Source organism: Anabaena catenula FACHB-362 (assembly GCF_014698735.1).
Classification (GTDB): Bacteria; Cyanobacteriota; Cyanobacteriia; order Cyanobacteriales; family Nostocaceae; genus Anabaena; species Anabaena variabilis_A.
In genome coordinates, this window is the sequence record NZ_JACJTQ010000004.1 from 182897 (window position 1) to 206889 (window position 23993).

Annotated in this window: 14 protein-coding genes; 4 read left to right on the top strand and 10 right to left on the bottom strand. The window is 40.5% G+C overall.

Features of this window, described 5'->3' with window-relative positions; all coding sequences use genetic code 11:
- The first annotated feature begins 447 nt into the window (after window positions 1–447).
- Complete coding sequence (locus H6G68_RS04995) at window positions 448–1527, top strand: Hpt domain-containing protein (RefSeq protein ID WP_190905634.1); 1080 nt, start codon at window positions 448–450, stop codon at window positions 1525–1527.
- 639 nt (window positions 1528–2166) lie between these two features.
- Here the strand turns inward: H6G68_RS04995 and H6G68_RS05000 are convergent.
- The gene (locus tag H6G68_RS05000; RefSeq protein WP_190905635.1) at window positions 2167–3462 is read right to left on the bottom strand and encodes a dicarboxylate/amino acid:cation symporter; all 1296 of its coding nucleotides are present in this window, start codon (window positions 3460–3462) and stop codon (window positions 2167–2169) included.
- A gap of 164 nt (window positions 3463–3626) precedes the next feature.
- Here H6G68_RS05000 and H6G68_RS05005 point away from each other — a divergent pair, with 164 nt between their 5' ends.
- Window positions 3627–6257 (top strand): DNA polymerase III subunit alpha, encoded by a 2631-nt coding sequence (locus H6G68_RS05005; RefSeq protein ID WP_190905636.1) that lies wholly within the window; start codon window positions 3627–3629, stop codon window positions 6255–6257.
- 304 nt (window positions 6258–6561) lie between these two features.
- A complete protein-coding gene (locus H6G68_RS05010) occupies window positions 6562–7593 on the top strand; it encodes a VOC family protein (protein ID WP_190905637.1) in 1032 nt (343 codons plus the stop codon).
- A gap of 364 nt (window positions 7594–7957) precedes the next feature.
- Here the strand turns inward: H6G68_RS05010 and thrC are convergent, their stop codons facing one another.
- The gene (gene thrC / locus H6G68_RS05015; protein WP_127053837.1) at window positions 7958–9049 is read right to left on the bottom strand and encodes a threonine synthase; all 1092 of its coding nucleotides are present in this window, start codon (window positions 9047–9049) and stop codon (window positions 7958–7960) included.
- Between the two features lie 356 nt (window positions 9050–9405).
- On the opposite strand from thrC, the gene H6G68_RS05020 reads away from it, so the two are divergent.
- Window positions 9406–9597, top strand: coding sequence for a hypothetical protein (locus H6G68_RS05020; RefSeq protein WP_190905638.1), 192 nt, complete (start codon window positions 9406–9408; stop codon window positions 9595–9597).
- A 17-nt stretch (window positions 9598–9614) separates the two neighbouring features.
- On the opposite strand, the gene H6G68_RS05025 is transcribed toward H6G68_RS05020, so the two are convergent.
- The 8 genes from H6G68_RS05025 to H6G68_RS05060 form a co-directional block, all read right to left on the bottom strand.
- Window positions 9615–11975: a hypothetical protein gene (locus H6G68_RS05025; protein WP_190905639.1), complete on the bottom strand. Its 2361-nt coding sequence runs from the start codon at window positions 11973–11975 to the stop codon at window positions 9615–9617.
- A 1144-nt stretch (window positions 11976–13119) separates the two neighbouring features.
- Window positions 13120–14328, bottom strand: coding sequence for a 4-hydroxy-3-methylbut-2-enyl diphosphate reductase (locus H6G68_RS05030; RefSeq protein WP_190905640.1), 1209 nt, complete (start codon window positions 14326–14328; stop codon window positions 13120–13122).
- A 149-nt stretch (window positions 14329–14477) separates the two neighbouring features.
- On the bottom strand, window positions 14478–15344 hold the full coding sequence (locus H6G68_RS05035) for an SGNH/GDSL hydrolase family protein (protein ID WP_339327836.1): 867 nt from the start codon (window positions 15342–15344) through the stop codon (window positions 14478–14480).
- Between the two features lie 256 nt (window positions 15345–15600).
- The gene (locus tag H6G68_RS05040; RefSeq protein ID WP_199332504.1) at window positions 15601–16944 is read right to left on the bottom strand and encodes an ammonium transporter; all 1344 of its coding nucleotides are present in this window, start codon (window positions 16942–16944) and stop codon (window positions 15601–15603) included.
- A gap of 97 nt (window positions 16945–17041) precedes the next feature.
- On the bottom strand, window positions 17042–17254 hold the full coding sequence (locus H6G68_RS05045) for a hypothetical protein (protein WP_190905642.1): 213 nt from the start codon (window positions 17252–17254) through the stop codon (window positions 17042–17044).
- Between the two features lie 234 nt (window positions 17255–17488).
- On the bottom strand, window positions 17489–19726 hold the full coding sequence (locus H6G68_RS05050) for a CHASE2 domain-containing protein (RefSeq protein ID WP_190905679.1): 2238 nt from the start codon (window positions 19724–19726) through the stop codon (window positions 17489–17491).
- A 256-nt stretch (window positions 19727–19982) separates the two neighbouring features.
- On the bottom strand, window positions 19983–20273 hold the full coding sequence (locus tag H6G68_RS05055) for a hypothetical protein (protein WP_190905643.1): 291 nt from the start codon (window positions 20271–20273) through the stop codon (window positions 19983–19985).
- An 84-nt stretch (window positions 20274–20357) separates the two neighbouring features.
- A complete protein-coding gene (locus H6G68_RS05060) occupies window positions 20358–23015 on the bottom strand; it encodes an EAL domain-containing protein (RefSeq protein ID WP_190905644.1) in 2658 nt (885 codons plus the stop codon).
- Between the last annotated feature and the right edge of the window lie 978 nt (window positions 23016–23993).

The window sequence follows — 23993 nt, forward strand, 5'->3', positions numbered from 1 at the left end:
TCTTACTCAAGGTGGTTTTATTTTGGCATCATACGATATGAATCAAGTGAAAAGTGGGTAGTCTAAACACAGTGTCAGATCAAGCCATGTCTTGACTGAGGAACAGTTGTAAGTATAGCAGGTGACAGGGAACAGGTGACAGGTGACAGTCTGAAGAGTCTTTTGGTGTCTAGGTTTTATAATCAGTTGGTGTCCTAACCGCCCTGTCCGTTGCTATATCTCAGCAAAATTAATTATACATTTTGCAAAAAATAAAAATCTCTGTATTCCTCTACTGTTGACTGTTGCCTATTTCCTATTCCCTCCCCTAAATATACAATTTATTTTGCACGACTACTTATATGTGAGAATGAAATAGCCCTGAAAGTCAATCAGATAGAACTATATATAGTAGCGCTAAATTTTTGTAATTTTGTACATCATAAAAATACAACAATTATTACAGCCATGACACCAGAACAATTTCAAAGAATTATAGGCTACTTTGTTGAAGAATCACAAGATCATCTCAACACAATCTACAAAGGTTTACTCAATTTACAAAATACAATTGATGACAGAGATAAATTAAATGAATTGTTCCGGGCTACCTTTAGTATGAAAGGTGGTGCGGCCATGCTAGGATTTACTAGTATGCAAAAAAATGTATATCGTTTAGAAGATTGTCTAAAATTACTTCGTTATCCGATTATTGCCGATGAACCTCTACGAATATTATTTTTAGATATTTATCATGCACTCAAAAGATTAGTTATAGAAATTAAAACTCCTGATGGTTTGACAGCGGAAAAAGTAGCTAATATTACTTTGAATCTTGATGCTATTTTTACCCTCCTCAATTCTCATTTACTTTTTCTGATTGATAAATCAAACTATAAAGCCAAAATTAATAACATAGATACCTGTCAAACATGGAGTTATGACATACCATTAAAACTAATTTTGATAGAAAGTAAAGCTTTTTTATGTAGAGCTTTTGCAGATTATTTTGAAGGTCTACCAAATGTAAAAATAGTCAATGGCACCTTTGAAGAACTACCTTTTTTTGATTGCATAGTTACTGCGGCTAGTTCCTTAAATTCCGCCAATAATATTGATGCTACAGTACTCAATTTTTTTGGTAAAGATGTAGAAACATTATTACAACAACGTATTCAAGAAGAGTATTTAGGAGATCAACCTATAGGAACATCTTTAATTGTAGAAACAAATCATATTTTACATCCATTTATTGCCCATAGTCCCACTTTGAGAATGCAGATGTCAATGGCTGGCAAAGATCATGTTTATCAAGGACTGTGGTCAACTCTTTTAGCCATTCGCAAACATAACCAAACCTACTGTAATTGTTTACAAAAACAAATAAATACAGTTGTTGTTCCTGGTTTGGGAACTAGTCCTGGTAGTGTCCCAGTTGATGAAGTGGCTAGACAAATGTCTATGGCATATCAAAATTTTCTTTTCAGTGTTCAGCCTTTACAGTATTCATATCAGAGACAAGTCCAGGATTTATTCGCAGTTTTTTAAAAAAAGCAAAAGTAACATTTTCTTAAATTCCGCAATCGCCACCAAGACAATTGCCTGATCCTAGTTTAATCTTTAATTATAAAGGTATTGATAGTTGACTTTTTTAATAAAATGCCAGCTACTGCCAAAGCTATTTTATAGTATTTTATTCCTCCCATGGCTCCCAAACACAGAAAAATTCAATTTCCTCTTTGGCATTATTTGAACCAGCCCTTATTTAGCCGTGATACTAAATTAATTTGGAATCCTCACCGTTTCGCGCTAGTCTGGCGAATTGAACTTTTAGAAAGGTGCTTGGCTAAACATTCCGACGCTAAAGGACCCCAACAACATTAGCTAATCAAAATAATTCGTAATTCGTAATAGTGCCTCCGGTCCCGCTAGGGATACGTAATTCGTAAACAGGGAACAGGTGACAGGGAATAAATAGGCAGGGGGCAGGGGGCAGGGGGCAGGGGGCAGGGTGCAGGGAGAAAGAGGGTTTTACTCTACTTAATTGCTGATCAAACAAACTCTCCGCGTCCCCGCGTCCCACTGTCTCCGCGTCTTCCCCTCCCCGCGTCCCCGCGTCTCCGCGTCCCTGCGTCTCCCCATCTCCCCATCCCCCTGCCCCCTTCTCCCAACGACACACCGGACTACTTAAGCCTCGTCGTCTACAGAACGGGGCTTTTTGCCATCAAGTAAGGCACTCACAGTCATATCTCCCATGACATTAATTGCCGTGCGACAACGATCTAAAAACCAGTCTACAGTTACTAGCAATGCTATATATTCTGTCGGTAAGCCCACAGAAGTAAATACCAAAGTCATTGTCACCAGTCCAGCATTGGGAATACCTGCTGCACCCACCGAAGCAAAAATAGACGTGATAACTACAACTAATTGCTGTCCTAAACTTAAATTTTGCCCGATCACTTGAGAAATATACAATGCAGACATCGCTTCATACAATGCAGTTCCATCATGGTTGAAATTGGAGCCAACTAACGCACCCAAAGAGGCAGAAGATTCTCTTAAGCCGATTTTTGTTTGCAAAATTTCAAAGGTAATGGGCATTGTCACGGTGGAGGAAGAAGTTGAAAAAGCCGTCAAAAAGGCATCAGCACCGCCAACTAAGAACTGGCGCGGGTTTACCCAAGAACCGATTTTAACTCTGATCAGGTAATAGCAAGCTTGCAAAAACAGCGCTAACAAAACTGCCACAATAAATGCCGCTAAAGATTGAAATGGGACAAAGCCTCTTTCGGCAATAATTTGAGCGACAATGCCAAAAACAGCTAAAGGTACTAAAGCAATTACCCAGTTTAAGATGCGGATGATTGCGTCAAATAATGTAGCGATAACATTCTCAGTAGACTGATATTCTTTTTTGTCTTGGTCGATTTGTTCTGATTTTAAGCCCCGCAGAACCAGTCCAAAGCTGATAGCAATGACAATTAATTGAATAACGTTATTATCAACCAGTGGCTGGAGGATTGCTTGTGGGACAGCATCTTTAAATAGTCTCCAAGGGTCAAAACTTTGAACAGTGATTTCTGTGGGGACTGGAAGCACTAAACTCCCCCAAGTCCCAGGACGCAGGACGTTAGCAACTAAAAGCCCAACCATAATAGCTACTGAGGTGTTAGTTAAAAGTATTACTGCTAACTGTCTGCCTGTTTTACTGGGGATATTTGTAGTCATAAATGTATGCAGCACCGCTACTAAAATCAGCGGTGTAGCCAGGGCGCGGAGTGCCTTGAGGATTAATTCGGCAGGAATTGCTAAATTAGTGATGAAGATGGTGTTGCTGGGGTTGGGATTACCCGCACCTAGAGAAATGCCTAAAATGACTGCAAGCAATAAGGCAATGATAATTTGTAACGTGAGCGGAATCCACTGCCACCACGGGCGGTTTTCGGTTGCGGGTGAATTAGTATTCTTTGTTTCGCTCATGCTAAATGCTATGAAATGGCTGTAACTATTAAAACATCACCAGTAGCGATGAAAATTCCGGGAACAGTAAAGCAGTCATTGAGGGTAAAAACTGTTAAACTTGTATCCCGGATTGGTAAAGTCAATCTAAAATCTAAAATCCAAAATATAAAATCTAAAATTATATGTCTTTTGTTCCTTTGCATATTCATAGTGATTATAGTTTGCTTGATGGGGCCAGTCAGCTACCAGAGTTAGTGGATAGAGCGATCGCACTGGGCATGAAAGCGATCGCACTCACAGATCATGGTGTTATGTATGGTGCAGTTGAATTAATTAAAATCTGTCGGAGTAAGACTATTAAGCCAATTATTGGCAACGAAATGTATATTATTAACGGTGATATTGAAAAACAAGAACGCCGTCCCAAATATCATCAAGTCGTTTTAGCTAAAAATACAAAAGGCTATAAAAACTTAGTTAAAATCACCACAATTTCTCACCTTCAAGGTGTACAAGGTAAAGGTATTTTTTCCCGTCCTTGTATTAATAAAGATTTACTCAAACAATATCATGAAGGTTTAATTGTCACCAGCGCTTGTTTAGGTGGTGAAATTCCCCAAGCAATTCTTAGTAATAGACCAGATGCAGCCCGAAAAGTGGCTAAATGGTATAAAGAAGTATTTGGTGAAGATTTTTATTTAGAAATTCAAGACCACGGCTCCCAAGAAGACCGAATTGTTAATGTCGAAATTGTCAAAATTGCACGGGAATTAGGAATTAAATTTATTGCTACTAATGATTCCCATTATATTTCTTGTTTTGACGTAGAAGCACATGATGCTTTGCTATGTATTCAAACAGGACAGCTAATTAGCGAAGATAAAAGAATGCGATATAGCGGCACAGAATACCTCAAATCTGCTGATGAAATGAGGATGCTATTTCGTGACCATTTAACTGATGATGTCATTGCTGAAGCTATAGCGACAACGGTCGAAGTAGCCGATAAAATCGAGCCTTACCATATCATGGATGAGCCGAAAATTCCTACTCCTCCGATTCCGTCGGGTCACACTCCTGACACTTATACAGAAGAAATTGCTTGGCAAGGACTTTTAGAAAGATTAAATCGCAAATCCCGCAGCGAAGTAGATCAGGTTTATAAAGAAAGATTAGAATATGAATTAAAAATGCTGCAAAAAATGGGTTTTTCTACATACTTTTTAGTTGTGTGGGACTACATCAAGTTTGCACGAGATAATAATATTCCTGTGGGGCCAGGTCGAGGTTCTGCGGCTGGTTCTTTGGTTGCTTATGCAATGCGAATTACCAACATTGACCCTGTACATCATGGCTTACTATTTGAAAGATTTCTGAATCCCGAACGGAAGTCAATGCCGGATATTGATACGGATTTCTGCATTGAACAACGGGATAAAGTCATTGAATATGTAACTGATAAATATGGTGCTGATAGAGTTGCTCAAATTATTACTTTTAACCGATTAACATCGAAAGCAGTTTTAAAAGATGTCGCCAGAGTGTTAAATGTTCCCTACGGTGATGCTGATAAAATGGCGAAATTAATTCCTGTGGTGCGAGGAAAACCAACTAAACTTAAAGTTATGGTTTCTGATGAAACACCAGCACAAGAGTTTAAAGATAAATATGATAATGACCCGAATGTTCGCCGTTGGTTGGATATGGCTATGCGAATTGAAGGTACTAACAAAACCTTTGGTGTTCACGCTGCTGGTGTGGTTATTTCTGCTGATCCTCTTGATGAAATTGTCCCCCTACAACGCAATAATGATGGTTCTGTAATTACCCAGTATTTTATGGAAGATTTGGAATCATTGGGTTTGTTGAAAATGGATTTTCTCGGTTTGCGGAACCTCACCTTAATTCAAAAAACTATTGATTTAATTGAAGAAACTAAGGGTTATAAAATTGACCCCGATGAAATTACAGGTCAAGAAAGAAAAGCACAAAAGATATTAGCGAAAGGTGGACATACCACTTTACCTAAAGATGTCAGTAAAGCTTATGAATTATTAGAATCTGGTGAATTAGAAGGAATATTTCAATTAGAGTCTTCGGGAATGAAGCAAATAGTTAGAGATTTGAAACCTTCTAATATTGAAGATATTTCTTCTATTTTGGCACTTTATCGACCAGGCCCATTAGATGCGGGCTTGATTCCTAAGTTTATTAACCGTAAACATGGACGAGAACAAATTGAATATGAAACAGGTATTTTAGAACCAATATTAAATGAAACCTATGGAATTATGGTCTATCAAGAGCAAATTATGAAAATTGCTCAAGATATGGCTGGTTATTCTTTAGGACAAGCTGACTTGCTGCGTCGGGCTATGGGTAAAAAGAAAGTATCGGAAATGCAGAAGCAGCAGGAAAAGTTTATTGATGGTTCCACTAAAAACGGTGTCAAAAAGCAAGTAGCTGAACAACTATTTGCGGATATGTTGAAGTTTGCTGAATATTGTTTAAGTTACGATACGGAAGTTTTAACTGTTGAATATGGTTTGATGACCATTGGAGAAATTGTCGAAAAACGCATTGATTGTAGTGTGTTCAGTGTTGATAAAAATGGAAATATTTACACTCAACCAATAGCACAATGGCATAATCGGGGAATACAGGAATTGTATGAATATTGTTTAGATGATGGTTCAATAATTCGCGCCACAAAAGACCATAAGTTTATGACTACTGCGGGGGAAATGTTGCCAATTGATGACATTTTTGAACGGGGTTTGGATTTGTTAAAGGCGCAGAATTTGCCACAGTAAAAATTTACAGCTATTTTCAGGTAAATGAACCACATCTTTGATTAAAGTTTCGCGCAATCTCTCTTAGAGATCCCGCAGGGTAGACACAAAGAAGCAAAGGCGCAAAGGAAGAAAGAAATTAATTTGGGGTGTGGTCTAAATACATGAAAACTGCTGTTAAATTTAAAATTTAAAATTAAACACCCAACTAAACTGAGACTATCTGTAGACGTAGAGGTATTAAACCCTTGAATTTACGATAAACAAGTAAAAATTCAAAAGTGAGATACTCTGACAAAAATATCTTGATAAGAACAAAAATCCCATGAGTCAAGGAAGAAATACTGCAATTGAAGGTATTTATGAAGTCTGTATTGGCGTTCCAGAGGCAATTTCAGCAATTCAATATTGGGAACAATTTGGCTATCGCATTGGGCAGATGGGAGAATTAAGCGCAGATGAGGCTTACCAATTATACAAGGTGAATTCCCCTTTAAAAGCGATTCGTCTTTACCACCAAGACGCAGATCATGGTTTAATTCGGTTGATGATTTGGAAAAACCCGACAAATCAAGGATTGGGTATCAGTTCGATGAAAGTTAAGGGTAATCGTTGGGGTACTGCTTTAACTGCTGATTTGTTAGGGATTTTAAATCATGCAGAAAATGCCAAAGCAGTAGGTTTGACTATCAAGTACTCGCACCCTTACTGGGAAGTGATTTATGACAAAGACAAAAAAAGCCGTCCTTTTATAGATGCGGCTGTTGGGGTGCGAGAAATGATGTTGCTGCAACCATTGACGCGACAGGTGCTATTTCAACGTTTTGGTTATGTGATGCCCCATTATGGAAAAATCAATCACAATGGGGCTTTAGCCACTAGTCAGTTTACCCATATGGGGATGATTGTTCAGGATGATAGCAAAGAAACTCTGCGCTTTTATGAAGAAGTTCTGGGTTTGTTGCGTGTGCGTGATGATGTAGAAACTACCTATGAATCTTCTTTAGCCGGTCGAGATTTGTTTGAACTTAATCCTGGGGAAAAGTTTATAGTTACGGCTTTTGATGATCCGCGTTCTTCCAAGTCTGATTTTATGGCAGCACGCAGTGGTAGACTTTACATCATTCGCTTTCCAGAGCATATCAGGTTGGAGTCGCGCTTTGAATCAGCCCAACCGGGAAGTTTGGGAATGTGCCTTTACACTTACCACGTCAGCGGAATACACACCTATTTTGACCGCATTCGGGCGAGTAATGCCCAAAATTTGACTGATATTGTGAATAATGAATTTGGAGAATTGAGTTTTTCCTTTGTTGCACCAGATGGCTATTTCTGGACTTTGGTGGAAAAAATTTAAATATAGCAGGAGTCAGGAGTCAGGAGTCAGGAGTCAGGAGTCAGGAGTCAGGAGTCAGGAGTCAGGAGTCAGGAGTCAGGAGTCAGGAGTCAGGAGTCAGGAGTCAGGATTCAGGAGTCAGGAGTCAGGATTCAGGATTCAGGATTCAGGATTCAGGAGTCAGGAGTAAAACCCTCTTGTAGTGAGAGTTTCATTATCAATTGATGTCCTAACCACCCTGTCCACGGCTATATTTCGTAAATAGGGAACAGGTGACAGGTAATTCTTAATTTTCCCCGTGTCCCTATTTCCCCGCGTCCCCGCGTCCCTGCATCCCCGCGTCTCCGTGTCCCTGCATCCCCGCGTCTCCGTGTCCCCGCGTTCCCTAAAATCCCATTGCTTCAGCTACGGCTTTAACTTCTGCGGCAATACCTTGTTTAAATTGACTGTGACTGTGCTTAATTGCTGTATCTGGGTCTTTAAGACCGTTCCCTGTGAGGACACAAACTACTGTTGCACCTGTAGGAACTTGGTCTTTTACCTTTAATAACCCTGCCACAGAAGCCGCACTAGCCGGTTCACAAAAAATACCTTCTGATGATGCTAGGAGTCTATAAGCATCAAGGATTTCTTCGTCTGTGACGGCGTTGAAGCTTCCTTGACTGGCTGATTGGGCGGCGATCGCTTTATCCCAACTAGCAGGATTACCAATGCGAATTGCAGTGGCTAAGGTTTCAGGATGTGCCACTGGTTTACCATTTACCAAGGGTGCAGCACCAGCAGCTTGAAAGCCCATCATTTTCGGCAAGCGATCGCACTTACCAATTTGATGATATTGACAAAATCCCATCCAATATGCTGTAATATTTCCCGCATTTCCCACAGGTATACATAACCAATCGGGAGCATTACCCAAGGCATCTACAACTTCAAAAGCTCCTGTTTTCTGTCCTTCCAAGCGGTAGGGGTTGACAGAATTCACTAACGTAATCGGATAACTATCTGCCATTTCCCGGACAATTTCCAGCGCTTGGTCAAAATTGCCTTTAATTGCTAATACCTCAGCCCCATAGAGTAACGCTTGTGCTAACTTGCCCAAAGCTACATAGCCGTCAGGAATCAACACAAAAGGTTTCATTCCCCCACGGCGAGCATAAGCAGCAGCAGCGGCAGAAGTATTACCTGTACTAGCACAAATTACCGCCTTCGCCCCTGCTTCCTTGGCTTTGGTAATGGCCATAGTCATGCCCCGGTCTTTGAAGCTGCCGGTAGGGTTAAGACCATCATATTTGACAAATACCTTGACCTGTCTGCCAATGCGTTCTGCGATCGCTGGCACTGGTATCAAGGGTGTGTTACCTTCCAACAAGGTAACAACTGGAGTGCTTTCACTGACAGGCAAGTATTCACGATAGGCTTCTATCAGTCCAGGCCAGGGTTGGCGATGAGATTTAGCAACAGACAAGCTCAAAGTCACGGGATTCAAAACTTCTTAACTAAGGATTTAAGATGGGAAAATTGTCTTTTATTTTATGGTGTCAATAACTTTACCACGCTGATGGCGATCTTCAGCTGCCGCGTCTACAAATTGCATGATTCTTCTTTCAAACCTCTGCTGCTTTTGAGAATGCTTCCCTGTTGTCTGAATGTATCCACTATCAAAGCACAACAGATCATCTGTGGAACTGAGCCGCTATTATTGTATTTTCTTATGACTTACCCAAAATCTATTAGATTATGTGATTCAAAGTATACAATGATTTAAGAAAGCTTAAGATAACACTATTATAATATCTCGAATGGTGTGAGTTAAGTTTGCAAATGAGTATAACCATGTCCAATTTGTCATCCAGTGTTGCCAGTTGCGAATCTCATAGCGAATTAGTCAAGAAACTGACTAAAGCTTATTATCGAGACGACCAGCAAGAGAAATTTATGGATTTACAAGCAGAGGTAGATTCCCTACTGCAACAATTACAGAACCTCAAGAGCCAAAGGCTAGAATCTTGCAACCAAGAAGAATAAACTAAAAAATTTCGTTACTACTCAAAGCGCTGATTATTTACTGACCAGCGCTTTAAGCTATATTTATAAGCATTTTCTACCAGTAAAGTTAGAGATGGGTCATTTGCCAAATGAGCGATCGCACTTAGAGCTTGCTGGGATTTTGGGCTAAAGTCATTATAGATAACCTTACCAGTATTCGAGAAAATCAGAGTCCGAGGACGTTTTTGAGCTTCTACATTCCCCCCATTGATAGGCGCTTTGATAGACGCTGACTGATTCAATGATTCTATCGCTGCACCTGAAATAGTCAGAACTACGTCCAGATTACCGTCATTAGTGACATCAATCAGTTGTACAGGCCAATCACCCATTTTAACCTGCATCTCTGGGAATTTGGGAACAGCACCAGAGGGCATATCACCGGATTGTTGCAAAGAACGCCATACATTTTCTAGCATTACCCGCACTACTTGGGGATTTTGTTGATAGAGTTCTTGGACAGTAATGGGAGATGGTTGTACCCATTCCAATGCTGCCGGCGTGAGAGCTAAAGGTTTCGGTTGAAGAGAATTATTTTGAGTTTGAGGAATAGCCGCACCAACTGCTAAAAGCCGCAAAACCCCATTCCGCAGTTGTACAGCTTTGATAGTAGCAGGATTTATTTGCTGTTCTCCATTCTGTAACCAGACAATTATTTGGATAGTCGGATCGGTACTGATTCCCAATATGTTTGCCCAAAATTGGCTAGACTGAGTTTTTGGTGGGTTTAAATTAGTAAACGGGGAACTTAGCCAACTGACATGATTATGAAATGCACTTACCTCTACCTGATACCATACCTGGTTATCCGTAATCTTTAAATCTGCTGTTCCAGGAATGATTACCCAATCAGCATCATTAACCACGGTAATTTGTTGTACTCCACCAATAATTTGACTCAGATGACTAGTTGTCACCTCATAATTGAGTTTTGCTAACAAATCTTGAAAATAGGTAAGGTTTTTCTGATTGATGTTTGGTTGTTCCTGCAACCAAGAAGTAGCACGTTGTTCTCCCCGTTGCAAGGCTAACATCAGATATGTCCAAGCTAACACCGATTGTCTATTGGGGTTGAGCCGCAACGCCACAGCTGTACGATTCCATAACCTGCCTCTATCTGCTTTCAGCAAGGTAGCAATTTCTTGGGCATTTTGAGAAGATGCTGTAAATATCTGTAAAGCCTTCTCCCAGCGACCATCAATTAAATCTGTCAGCACTTGTTGACTGGGACTAGCCCAAATTTTGTCAGCTTGGCTTTTAGTGAGTTGGGAATGAAGACGAATTAAATCGATTTGCGCCTGTACAGCCTCTGGAAAAGGTTTTTGAGGATTTTTCTGGAGAGATGTCAACCAAGCCAAAGCTGGAGACCACATTCCATTTCGGGCTAATAATAAGGATTTTTGATAACCAAAGTCCTCAAATACTGATTGGAGATTAATTTCTTCCAGTACCACAGAATTAGTGACTAACTGGCCAGATTTGACTTGGTAAACTTGCAGATGGGGTTCTAAACTTGTTGTCTGATCGATAACTAACTCTTTTGCTGCACTACCAGTTACTTGCTGCCATCTAGGTAGTTTTCCATTTGGGTTTTTCCAGGATAACATTTGCTGTAAGCTGCTATTGCCAGGATTGTAGTAATAAATTTGACCGTAGACTATAGAACTATCTTCTTGTTTGTGTTCCCCTCGCAAATAAAACCAGAAACCTGGTGAGAGTGTGGAGTCTTCAAAAGCTTTTACCTCAGTGAAAGATAACTGCTTCTTTCCCTCTTGATTATTGGCATCTGATGCGGTTTCGCCAAAAGGGGCTGTCACAAAGGATTCTGTCAGACCAGTCACAGACATTTGAGTGACTAGATTATAGTATTTTTCTGGTTGTAATTGGAACTCCAAGGACTTTGAGCGCTGATAAACCCTCAATTCTACCAGTTCTTGGCAATTAGACTGACAATTAGCACGTTTTTGGAAAACTGGCAGTAGAAATGACTTCTGTTGCTGATCATCTAAATATATAGTTTCCCCAGCTATGCGGTTTTTTTGACTCAAGCTGAGTTGAATAGCTGAGAAAGTTTGGGGGCGATCGCTCTTACTCAGAGGAAGTTGCGCCCATTCTGGTAAAATTTCATTTAGCCAGCTAACCTGTTCTGGGTTCAATATGAAGAGAATGCTAATCCAGCCAGAAGCTATAATTACACCAGCACTACCTAACAAAATAGTCAGCGCTAAGGTTGACAACAACCAACTGCGCCATCGAGGCTGTTTCTGAGATTTTTTAGCCCTTTTCTTGATCGCACCTGTACGAGGCTGATTGATGCGATCAACTTTTTGCGTCAGCTTCCGCGAGTGCTTTGCCATCTTAGTTTTCAGTCAATCTGGAGAATTTTTTTGGGCTGGATATTTTTTCTTTTATACCCCTACTTTGGAAAGTTGCCCATAATTGTTAAGTTTAAATTTTGACATTTTACAAAAAAAGTCTAATTATCCTCAGTTATAAATCTTGACCGAAAATGGCTGTAACCACATTTCCCGACAACTCCCCTGCTTCCCTGCTGACTATTTTTATCAACCTGGAAGTGAAACGATATTACACTCACAAAGACAGAGTGTACGGATTTTTTTTAATCAAATAGGACTTTAATCGCACCCAGATATCAAAGATTTTATGGCAGGTAAAAATAAATATAAAAAAGGTTTGGTTAGCCACCAAACCTTCATACTAAATCCAGTGCATAACAACATCCCAAACTAATTTAACCTGTCTTGTTTTGCTGAAGCATCTTCCTATAGGATGTGTACAAATATCCAGAAAGCTGATAGGGTACTATGCCTTGACAGTTAACAAGATGCTAGGAAGAAAATTCTATTCTGGTTCTGTTTTACCATTCACAAAAAACCAACTTATGGTTAGGGTTGTAAATAGAAGACTATTGACACTTTCAATACTTGTGGAGTTTTACTTTTAAGGGCTAAGGGGAAAGTGTAAGAAAACATTTTTAACCTTTAACCTTTAACATTTCCCAGGTTAAAACTTTCAGGAACAAAACACCGCGCGGTATTGTTGAAACTATGATTGGTGGGTATTTGGCATTTTGGCAGTTATCTATTACAGTAGCTTGATATATTGCAGAAATTACCAAGATGTTTTTAATTTTTATACCACAGACGGACTTTGCTCCGTCTTTTTTGTTTTTTGGAATTTGGCACTTTGGCAGAAAATGAGAAAATATCTGTGTTACCGTAATCAAAATGGTAAGGATTGATAATGAATAAAAACAATTAGTACGAGCTAAATCGACTTATTGTTGTTGATTTCATTTGCTATCCTGACAACCTATTGAATTTTATGTGTGTTATTTTTGTTCCGTATTCCAAGGTGTATTACCACTTTCAAGCTATTAGTGCGGACGGGTATTTATCCCGTCCTTTATTTTTGCCAAATCAAGGGAATAGAAAAACTAAATCGACCAACTTATGACTTCTGCTGTATGTGAGCGACTGATTAAACTAAAGCTGCTGTACCTTTGAGAGCGAAAATTTTCTCAATGATATCTTCTACGACTTTATCGGGTGTAGAAGCACCAGAAGTTATTCCCACAACTATTTCTCCTTTTGGTAACCAGTTTTCGGTGATCACCAATTCTCCTGTTAATTGACGATGTTCGATGGAATCAACTGATTTAATCCGCTCAACACTATCAATGTGATAGGAAGGAATATTCCAGTCAAAAGCAATTTGTTGCAATTGAGTAGTATTGGATGAATTAAACCCACCAATTACTACCATTAAATCGAGATTTTGTTCTACTAATTCCAACATGGCATCTTGACGTTCTTGAGTTGCGTCACAGATGGTATTGAAACTTTGAAAATGCTGGTTTAATTCGATGGGACTATATTTCTGCATCATAGTCCGCTCAAACAGCTTACCAATTTTTTCGGTGTCACCTTTGAGCATGGTAGTTTGGTTAGCGATACCCACCCGTTCTAAATCTTGATCAGGATCAAACCCAGCAGAACAAGCTTTAGCAAATTTCGCTAAAAATTCCTCACGGTTGCCACCATTGAGAATATAGTTAGTCACATATTCTGCTTCTTGTAAATTCAGCACAATCAGATATTTCCCTGCAAAGGAACTAGTGGCGACGGTTTCCTCGTGCTTATATTTACCGTGAATAATGGAAGTGTATTCGCCTTTTTTGTGCTTTTCAACTGTATTCCAAACTTTGGAAACCCAAGGACAAGTAGTGTCAACTATTTTGCAGCCTTTCTCATGCAAAATCTGCATTTCTTGAACGCTGGCACCAAAGGCGGGTAAGATGACCACATCACCTATATCAACTACAGAAAAGTCCTTTATATTGGCTTCTACAGGGATAAATTGTACTTCCATTTCCTGCATTCGCTGATTCACAGAAGGATTGTGAATAATTTCATTGGTAATCCAAATGCGTTCTGTGGGGAAGTGCTGACGAGTTTCATAGGCCATGGCGACTGCACGTTCTACACCCCAGCAAAAGCCAAAAGCTTGTGCTAGTCGGATGGTGACATCACCTCTTTGGAGAGTGTAGTTGCGATCGCGTATTTGCTGAATCAAGTTGCTTTGATACTCAGACTGTAACTGGGTGGCGACTTCTGCTTGATGACCAAACCCTTTGCGATTGTAATTTTCTGAATGTTGGAGGCTACGTTTAAAAGCTTTGGTATCCATTTAGGTTTTGCCACTAAAATTACTTTTTCTTATTTTCTCGCGCGAAGGGGCGATTTAGAAGGGTAAATCAGTTATCAATTAAAACAACTCTCCGCTTCCCCGTTTCCCCGTGCGGTTCCCTAATGATAAGTATTCAAGCAGGGACGATATTAAATCCTCTCTCGACTATTCCCTGACTGACTTTCTTGAGGCTGGGGTGCTAATTGCTTGTTGTTATAAATCTGCAATGCAGTCCGCCAAACTAGATAGCCTTGAGGATTGAGATGTAAGCCGTCGGTAGTCAATTCTTGGTTGAGATTACCTTGCTTATTGGTGAACAAGGGATGTAAATCCAGATATTTGACATTTTGTCTATTTGCTATTTTTTGTAGTTCTTCATTCAACTGACGGATGCGACTATTGGGAATGGCCAGCAATTTCTCCCTTCCTTCCCAAGTTGCTTCTTCTCCCCCATGAGGCAAAATCGACTGCACAAAGATTTGTGATTGGGGGTGTCTCCTTCGCAGATAACGGATAATTTGCCGCTGATTGGCTAAAATTTCTTCATCGCCTACTCCTCGAATGAGATCATTAATACCAATCATGACTAAAATTATCTCTGGCTGAGTGCGGTCAAATAAATCTAATCTTTTTAATAGTCCATCGCTAGTCTCACCGGATATGCCCTGATTTAGCCAAGTTCTGTCTTCGGGTAATAACTCAGGTGGAAACCACAAACTCAGAGAATCCCCGGCGAGTATGGTTAAATGCTGAGGAGACTTGGAAGCCGCTACTGTTGCTTCTTGTTTGAGGACATCTAACCATTGCCGATAATTGAGTTTATGTCGGGGGCCTAATTCTGGTGCAGATTGGGTTGTACTGTTGAGGTTGACTGATGCTGGGGAAGTTGTGGTTGCAGAGGCAGTGGTCAATTTCTGCTGTCGCCAAATCAGCAGGATGACGGACAACATCAGGATGCCATTGGTGATCAGTAAGAAAAATCCCCAGACAGGAAATGTTTTTACAGGAGTGGACACGACTAAAAATAAAAAATAAAAAAATCAAAATGACTTTTGTAGTCAGTCTGATGGCGAGTAAGTTAAATGTACATCAGGCTAACAAACTTTAGCAATTTTGATTTATGGCAGTTGCCCGATAGGTTGGGACAATATACTGATGGGGGTTTTGTGCCTTAAAGTTGTAACTTGGCAAAGGGAAAAGGTTTTTCTTTCCCTTTCCCTCTTACACGTTAAGAGCAAAATCCGACAAGTATTGGGTTAGGAAATACAATGACTAAGAAACATTAATGCGATCGCCAAACTCGGAGTTATAACCTTCTTCTCCGTGTTCGTTGATATCTAGTCCTTGGTTTTCCATTTCTTCGTTTACTCGCAGACCGATGGTAGCGGCGATAATTTTCAGAATTACCCAAGTACCAACCGCAGCAATTATGTAAGCTATAGCGATCGCTCCTAGTTCTACGAATAATTCCCCAAAATCACCGCGCAATACCCCATTTTTACCGCCGGAGTTGACTTCGGTGGTGGCAAAAATGGCGGTTAATATTGCCCCTAATGTCCCACCCACGCCATGTACAGGAAAGGTATCTAAGGCATCGTCAACATTTAGCTTGTGTTTGAAACTTACCGCATAGAAGCACACAAAGGCGGTGATGAAACCAATGAAAATTGCTGATAAGGGGGTGACAAATCCTGCGCCTGGGGTAATACCAACTAAACCAGCTACCGCACCGGTGGCTGCACCAACGGCGGTGGGTTTGCCGCGTAAACTGGCTTCTAAAATCAGCCACATTAAAGCACCAGCAGCGGCTGAGGTATTGGTAGCCACAAAGGCTACTGTGGCCACTTCACCGGCAGATAAGGCGCTACCAGCATTAAAGCCGAACCAGCCAAACCAAAGTAAGCCAGCACCCAGCAAAATAAAGGGGACGTTGTGGGGTGGACTGAGGCGATCTGGATGGTTTTTTCTAGGACCGAGGACGATGGCTGCGACGAGTGCAGAAACCCCGGAACTAATATGCACGACTGTACCCCCAGCAAAGTCAAGAGCGCCTAAACCGCCATATAAACCTAAAAATCCTCCCTTTGCCCAAACCATATGCGCTAGGGGTGTGTAGATAAAGGTTGACCACAATAGCACAAATAGGCAATAGGCGCGGAAACTCATCCGTTCTGCGATCGCCCCAGAAATTAAAGCTGGGGTGATAATTGCAAACATGGCTTGATAGATCATGAAGGCTTGATGAGGTATTGTCCCCGCATAGGAAACAACTTCCTCAGGGACTGAACCTTCCAGATAACCTGTGGTTTCTAAACCAACACCGTTTAACCCTAACCACTGTAAGCCACCGATGAAGGGCAAACCAGGGGCAAAAGATAGGCTATAACCCCAGAGAATCCAGGTAACTCCCACAATCGCCATCAACACGAAACTCATCATTAAGGTGTTGAGGATATTGCGCGATCGCACAAATCCACCATAAAAGAAAGCCAATCCCGGTGTCATCAGCAATACTAGCGCTGACGAAATCAGCATAAATGCTGTATCTCCACTATCAGGAGCGGGGGGAGTGGCAGATTCTTGAGCAAAAGCATTGCCAGTTAGCACCCCGAACATTAGAAATAGGGTAAAAACCCCAACTATGAAAAATTTTTTCAGCACTTGTTTTTGTTCCTATGCACCAATTACTTGACCAGAAGAAGCAGAGGGAATGTTACTCTTCCCCTTTGCCGTAGAGCGTAACGAAGGGGGTATCAAGCCCCATCGGTATTTCTCCCCCGGCTCCCTCTTTCTTTGCGTCTTCTTTGACTTTACTTAAGTAGTTTCCGTAGATTTTGATACTATTTCTGTCTTGAAAGTTACTCAACTTTAATTTTTTGGGAAACTTTAACAAAAAAATAATCCTGATCTTATCTGCTAATTGCACAACTAATTATTTAGTTATGCATTATTTACATAATTAAATATCAAAAATTACATCGCTGGGGACTGGGGACGCGGGGACACGGAGAAGTTGGGACGCGGAGAAGTCGGGACGTGGAGAGAGGGTGACGCGGGGACACGGGGATGGGGGGACGCGGAGATGTGGGGACACGGGGACACGGGGAAAATTAAGAATTACCTGTCACCTGTCACCTGTCACCTGTTCCCTGTTTACGAATTACGAATTACGAATTATCAATGATTTCAAATCTTGAAGCACAGCTGTAGCGGATTGATAGCGATCGCTAAAATGATAACAAACCATCTTATCTAAAATTGTGGCTAGTTCAATACTGACTGTCACTGTTGACTGCCACATAATATTACCAGTGTCTGGATTTGGCTGAAGTTCCTGCGGTGGTATGCCAGTGATAGCTTGAATCCCAATCATGCCTAAAGCATAAATATCACTACCTAAACGTGGATGGCCTGCGAACTGTTCTGGGGGAGAATAACCCCGCGTCCCAATAGCTACCGTGGCTAATTCTGTTTCTTCGCCTTTACGTGGTTGAATCAATTTGACTGCACCAAAGTCTATTAATACCAGTCGATTATCTTCACTACATCTAATAATATTAGTGGGTTTAATATCTCGATGAATTACACGGCGTTGATGTATAAATACTAAAATTTCTAAAATTTCTTTGAGCATCGCAATCACAAATGCTTCACTCTTTACCCCTTGTGCTGGTGGTAATTCTTCATTTAAAGTATGACCGGGAATATATTCTTGCACCAAGTAAAATTCTTGATTATCTTCAAAATAAGCAAATAGTTCAGGAATCTGACGATGTTTGCCCAAAACTTCTAAAATTTCCGCTTCAGTATTAAATAATCTTCGGGCAACTTGCAAAAACTTTGTATCATTACGGGCTGGCATTAACTGTTTAACTACACAGATAGGATTACCAGGTCGTTGAGTATCTTCTGCTAAATAAGTGCGACCAAATCCACCTGCACCAAGGATTTTGGAAATTTTGTAACGTCCACCTAAAACAAACCCACCAGTATTAACTGTGGAGATTTCAGATGACCAATTTAGTTGAGAGCCTAGGGATGGAACAAATGTTGTTTGATCAAATAGTAGGCTTAATTGTGCGATCGCGTCTTGTTGTTTTTCAACTTGCAGAATAATCGCTTGATTTTCTTGCTGAGTTCGGTAAGTAATGTAACCCATGACAGCAAAAACATTTATTACTAAAGCCAAGGCAGGTGAAAACAGTGGTATCCATATCGCTTGCAGATAAAAACCAGCAGCGATTCCCACCAAACCCAATAACACAAAACCTGCCACCACTAGTAACAGCAAAGGATGTCGCCATTGCCATGCTAAAGCACCACCTACCAACGAACAACCCCAAATCCACAAAAATTCAGCCCAGTCAGGCCAATAGGAAATTAGAGGTCGTCCATCTAGGACTGTACTGAGAATTTGACTCGCTATTTGTGCATGAATAAAAATACGAGGCATTCTTGGAGACTGGTCTGATAAAGCACTATAGGGCGTATAGAAACCAGAATGTACAGAAGTTGCGGTAGTACCAATTATGACCAAACGATTCTTAATCCAATGAGGATTTACTTGACCCTTGAGAACCTGCGTCAAGGTGACTTGTTGGGCGAGGTGATTCGGGTGACGGTAATTTAACAGGATTTGATAGCCATAGGCATCTGTATGCTGATAACTGCCCGCATTCGGGTCTAGACGGGGAAATAAAGTTTGACCTATTTTCAATTCTCCATTTTTAGTAAAATCATATTCGATACCTTGTTTGTGCAAATAAGTAAGAGCTAATAAAGCTGCAAAAGAAAATCGCGTTTGACATTTATTATCTGTATGTGTAACATCAGTAAATAATAAACTCCGGCGAAGAATTTGATCAGTAGAATTGTCAGTGACTATATCATCAAATCCAATATTTTCCATAGGAAAATTGCTGGGTGGTGTAACTTCTGATCTACCAGTATTGCTTAACAAGCAAGTAATAATGATGTTATCTTGATGTTGTAGATTAGTTGCTAAGTTTTTTTGATTTGGTAGGTAAATATTTAAACCAATAACACTGGGTTGATAAGATTCTAGTTTTGCTAATAATTTGTTGATAGTTTGATCTGACAATGGCCATTTTTCCTGTATTAGATCATCCTGAGTAATTGTGACTAATAGAATTCGCCGATCAAGAGGTTCTTCAGGACGGGATTTTGGGGAGATATGACGCGATCGCAACATTTGGTCATAAATGCTTAACTCTCCAGCTTGTAACCATTTCAGTTCACGCATTCCCCAGACTAAAGCAGTCACTCCCACACTACTCAGGAGAATGATTGACAAGCAATTATGGACAGTAAAAGTGAGCCGGGAACCTTGATCTTTGATGATAACTGCACGGAATTTTGCTAAAAGTCCATTAATCACGGTAATGCTGTGGTAGCCTGATGTAGTAGATATTGCACAACTAAAATCTACAGCTATTTGCAAATAAATAGACCTTTTGCCTACTGACTTTCTCCTTTATCTATTGGAGATGTCTATTAGGTTTCGTTTTTGTAGTCTATTAAAATGAAAAATGCTGTAATACCAATTCTATGTGAGGCTGCGCTTTATTTACGTAGGGGCAATTCATGAATTACCCCGACAGCCTTGTAGTTTTGCGTAAGTTGTATGTGGTAATTTATTCGTGTTGAGATTTTTGAACCTCTACCACAGGAGTGAGCATGGACAAATCGATTGGAGTTGATTGGGTGGATGCCTCTAACTTAAGTAGTTCAGGGGGTAGTTCGGGTGATATTTCGCCCTTGACACTCCCTAGCTGAGAACCAACAATTTTATCGTAATTAGAAGCAACAGCTAAAAATGCTCCTCCTAAAATATAGATAGGTAAAGGTAAAGATAATGCTTTCACCCAGTCAAAGAATTCCGCCAAAGCGAATAATACAAAAAAACAGGCAAGCCAAACCCTCATCTTTTCATCCTCTGCATGGAAATAACTATATTTATAGGTTAAACAGCTGGCATGATAGTGGATGTACGCCACAATCACAAATTTTCACCTCAAGCCTTGTGAGATGTTCCATTTACTGGTAATAACTTCTGTAGCTTGTTGCACAGAGAGTGGTCGATAGAAAAAATATCCTTGCACATCATCGCAGTTAATTGACTTTAAAAATTCTAGTTCCTCTGGTTTTTCTACTCCTTCAGCAATTAGTCTTAAACCCAAACTGCGTCCCAAGGCAACTATCGCCGTGATGATATGGGCTACTTTGTTATTTGTATTATCTGTGGTTAATTCTTTGATGAATGATCTATCGATTTTCAGATTGTGAAGTGGTAACGCCTGTAAGCGGGAAAGGGCAGAATGACCAGTACCAAAATCATCAATAGACAGGAGTAAGCCCATTTGCTCCAAATTTTTCAGTACAGTTCTGGCAAAATTGAGATCCTCAATCGCCGTTGTTTCTGTAATCTCTAACTCTAAAAATTGCGCTTCAAGTCCAGTGGCTTCTAAAATCTCGGCTACTTTTTCTACTAGCTTAGGTTGGCGGAATTGCTTGGGAGAAAGATTAACCGCAATAGTCAGGGGTGGGAAACCCGCATCTTGCCAAACTTTATTTTGACTACAAGCTTTCTGGAGTACCCATTCGCCTAAAGGGATAATTAATCCACTTGCTTCAGCTAAGGGAATGAAGACATTGGGGGCAACTATTCCCATATCAGGATGATGCCAGCGCAACAGAGCCTCCATGCCAGTAATTTCTCCAGAAATGATGTTGACTCGCGGCTGGTAGTATAATAGGAATTCGTCTCGTTCTAAAGCATGGCGTAGGCTCTTCTCTAAACTCAGAAGTTCGGGAGCTTTGGAATTTAAAGATACTTTGTAGAATTTGTAATTATTTCTGCCTTTATCTTTGGCGTAATATAAAGCCGTATCCGCATGCTGGATGAGGGTTTCAGCATCAGGACTGTGTTCATTTAGCAGGGCAATGCCGATACTGGAACTGATATAAAGTTCATGTTCTTGCAGATAAAAAGCATTTTCTAAGGCTTGTAAAATTCTCAGTGCTACCTGGGTTACTTCATCTATATCCCGAATTTGGGGCAGCAGGATAGTAAATTCATCACCTCCCCAACGGGCAATGGTGTCTCCTGGTCTGAGGGAATCTCTCAATCTTTGAGCTACGCTTTGTAATAATTCGTCTCCAAGGGTGTGTCCCAAGGTATCATTAATCATCTTGAAGCGATCTAAATCCAAGAACATGACAGCTAAACTGTCTGGGGTCTGAACTGCTGTTTGTATCGCTTTGGCCAGTAGATCGTTAAACTGTAAACGATTGGGCAACCCAGTGAGCAGATCATGAAGGGCTTGATAGCGAATCTTTTCTTCCACTTGCTGACGCTGACGAGCGCCACTAATGATGGCGGCCATAGTCAAGAGACTAGATTCTTCATGCCTTGACCAACGCCGTGGGGAAGTACAGTCTGCCAACCCCAGGTAGCCCCAAAAATCTTCTTCTAATCGCAAGGGTACAAGTAGGAGAGACTGAATGTTGTCTCGACTCAGGAGTTCTTTTTCTGTGGTGGGAAATTCTTGGATGAGTCCACTAATGGACTGTCCCCTAGAGAGAATGGTGTACCAGCGTCCCAACCCAGAAGTTTGATAAGATTGATTTTGCCAATGATGGAGAGATGGTTTCACACCAGATTTTATCCATTCAAATTGCAGACTTACTGCCATTTCTCCAGTAACTGGATGGGAATGGTTGTGGAAGAGGTAAACGCGATCGCCATTGGCAGCTTCCCCAAAAGTAGCGAGTGCTTTCTCTATGGCTATTTCATAGTTCATTTCTGCCAATAAGTAATTGGCGGCTTCAGCCACTGCCTGAAGCAAGCGATCGCGTTGCCTTAGTTCTGCTTCAGCTTGCTTTTGTTCAGTAATTTCTCTAATAATAAAAGTTCTAATTAAATCGCTTTCTGGTAAATAATGAACGGATTGTTCAAAAATCTCTCCGCTCACTTCTACCTCTCGCACAAAAGAATTGCCTGTTTGATTTTTCACTGCACTGAGCAACTGTGCCAAAATAGGGTGGTTTTGGCCGATTTCCCTGATTCTAGGAAACTTATTTGCCGCCGCTGGATTAAAATATGTCACTGTTCCCGCTAAATCCATTTCGATAATGGGATTGGGAATCAGTTCTGGAAAAGAGGCAAGGCGAGTTAAGGCAGCATCATTAGCTCCTTCAACACTGGGATCAGAGACAATCGTTTCAAATGGATTAGCGGGATTTCCTTGATCGGAAAGAAAAAGAGACAGGTCTGATGCTGTATAAGATTCTCTAAATGCTTCCTCTGACAGATTGGAAATAGCATAGTATTGAGCTTGAGCGTGCGAATTGCCAAAAGCAATCAAGTCTCCATTTTGGAGGTTATGAGAAAAACATTTAGTACCATTAATAAATAAGCCGTTAGTACTTCTTTTACCTTTAAAGTTACCATCCACTATCCGAAAACCATATTGTTCAGTGTCAGGAATCAGAACCCGCAATAAAATTGCGTGCTGCCTCGATACAGACCGAGAATTGAGAACAATAGCGTTTCTGGCATCCCGTCCCAGAGAGTAGGTAGTCTCTAGCAGGGGGATTGTTCGCTGTCCTTCCATGTCTTGGACGACCAATAAGTGGCGTATTTTTTCCCAGTCATTTCCTGGCATACCTCTTCCTTAAATTCTCATGTCTGTTGATCTGTCCTGCCAAAATACGGATTTTATAAGTCCTAATTTTCAGAGGATATTGTCTCCAAAAGCTGATCCATGAACTTTTTCGCTATGTGTGTGTATAAGATTTGAACCTAGATATATAGCAATTTTATTTGCGTGGTGATAGCTGGCATGACTTAGTCATACTTACTCCTGGAAGCTTTTAACAGGTAACTCTTAACTCTGAACAGGTTTTCCATGAATGATTTAGGATTGCTATATGTTTCCAGAAATTGACATTCGGGAATGAGTCGCCCTTTGCTTGAGTCTGGGTTGCGGTGGAAATTTCTAACCTATTGTTTTAATTCAGGAGCAGTTTTAACAAAATGTATCTATGTGGTAACTTTAACCTAGTTTTTCCGGACTAAACACTGAGAATAAAATTAAACACCTAAGAAAAATTATGATGTATTTGCGGATTTAGGTAACAGAATTAATAGCTTATGCCTAGTCCCTATCTGATTGTATACAGGTTAAACGTCTATATGTATTTTTTGATATTTATTCCTCATTACTCATTTGCTTGGAAATTTTCTACTTCAGAAACGACTGTATTGCCTATAAAAATATAAACTATTTTATTGCCACATTCTTTGATGTGAGTCAAGATACAGCAGCAGTCAGCTAATAGACCTCTGATGGGAAAAAATGTAGCGCCAAGTATCCCTACCCAGGTCAGGTCTCTACAAGGGTTCCAAGTAACGCATATTTAATTTTCACTGCTATGGGACTCCTATTTGATTTTTGTTGGCGCAGCCTGCGCTTTGCGCTGATAAAATTCAGTACATATCTACCTCTCCTGTTCCCTATTCCCTATTCCCTCCCTGCCCACACAAGTAAATATGGCTACGCCTCCCGTAAGGGATACAATAATCAAACCGGATTTCTATATATACTAATGGATACACTACGCTGCTGGTGTTCAGCAGTCAG

Bases quoted from the DNA above. Each gene is read 5' to 3' on its own strand.
- H6G68_RS05060 (WP_190905644.1), bottom strand. From the start codon at position 23,015: ATGCCAGGAAATGACTGGGAAAAAATACGCCACTTATTGGTCGTCCAA.
- H6G68_RS04995 (WP_190905634.1), top strand. From the start codon at position 448: ATGACACCAGAACAATTTCAAAGAATTATAGGCTACTTTGTTGAAGAA.
- H6G68_RS05000 (WP_190905635.1), bottom strand. From the start codon at position 3,462: ATGAGCGAAACAAAGAATACTAATTCACCCGCAACCGAAAACCGCCCG.
- H6G68_RS05025 (WP_190905639.1), bottom strand. From the start codon at position 11,975: ATGGCAAAGCACTCGCGGAAGCTGACGCAAAAAGTTGATCGCATCAAT.
- H6G68_RS05055 (WP_190905643.1), bottom strand. From the start codon at position 20,273: ATGAGGGTTTGGCTTGCCTGTTTTTTTGTATTATTCGCTTTGGCGGAA.
- H6G68_RS05005 (WP_190905636.1), top strand. From the start codon at position 3,627: ATGTCTTTTGTTCCTTTGCATATTCATAGTGATTATAGTTTGCTTGAT.
- H6G68_RS05020 (WP_190905638.1), top strand. From the start codon at position 9,406: ATGTCCAATTTGTCATCCAGTGTTGCCAGTTGCGAATCTCATAGCGAA.
- H6G68_RS05040 (WP_199332504.1), bottom strand. From the start codon at position 16,944: ATGTTCGGGGTGCTAACTGGCAATGCTTTTGCTCAAGAATCTGCCACT.
- H6G68_RS05010 (WP_190905637.1), top strand. From the start codon at position 6,562: ATGAGTCAAGGAAGAAATACTGCAATTGAAGGTATTTATGAAGTCTGT.
- H6G68_RS05030 (WP_190905640.1), bottom strand. From the start codon at position 14,328: ATGGATACCAAAGCTTTTAAACGTAGCCTCCAACATTCAGAAAATTAC.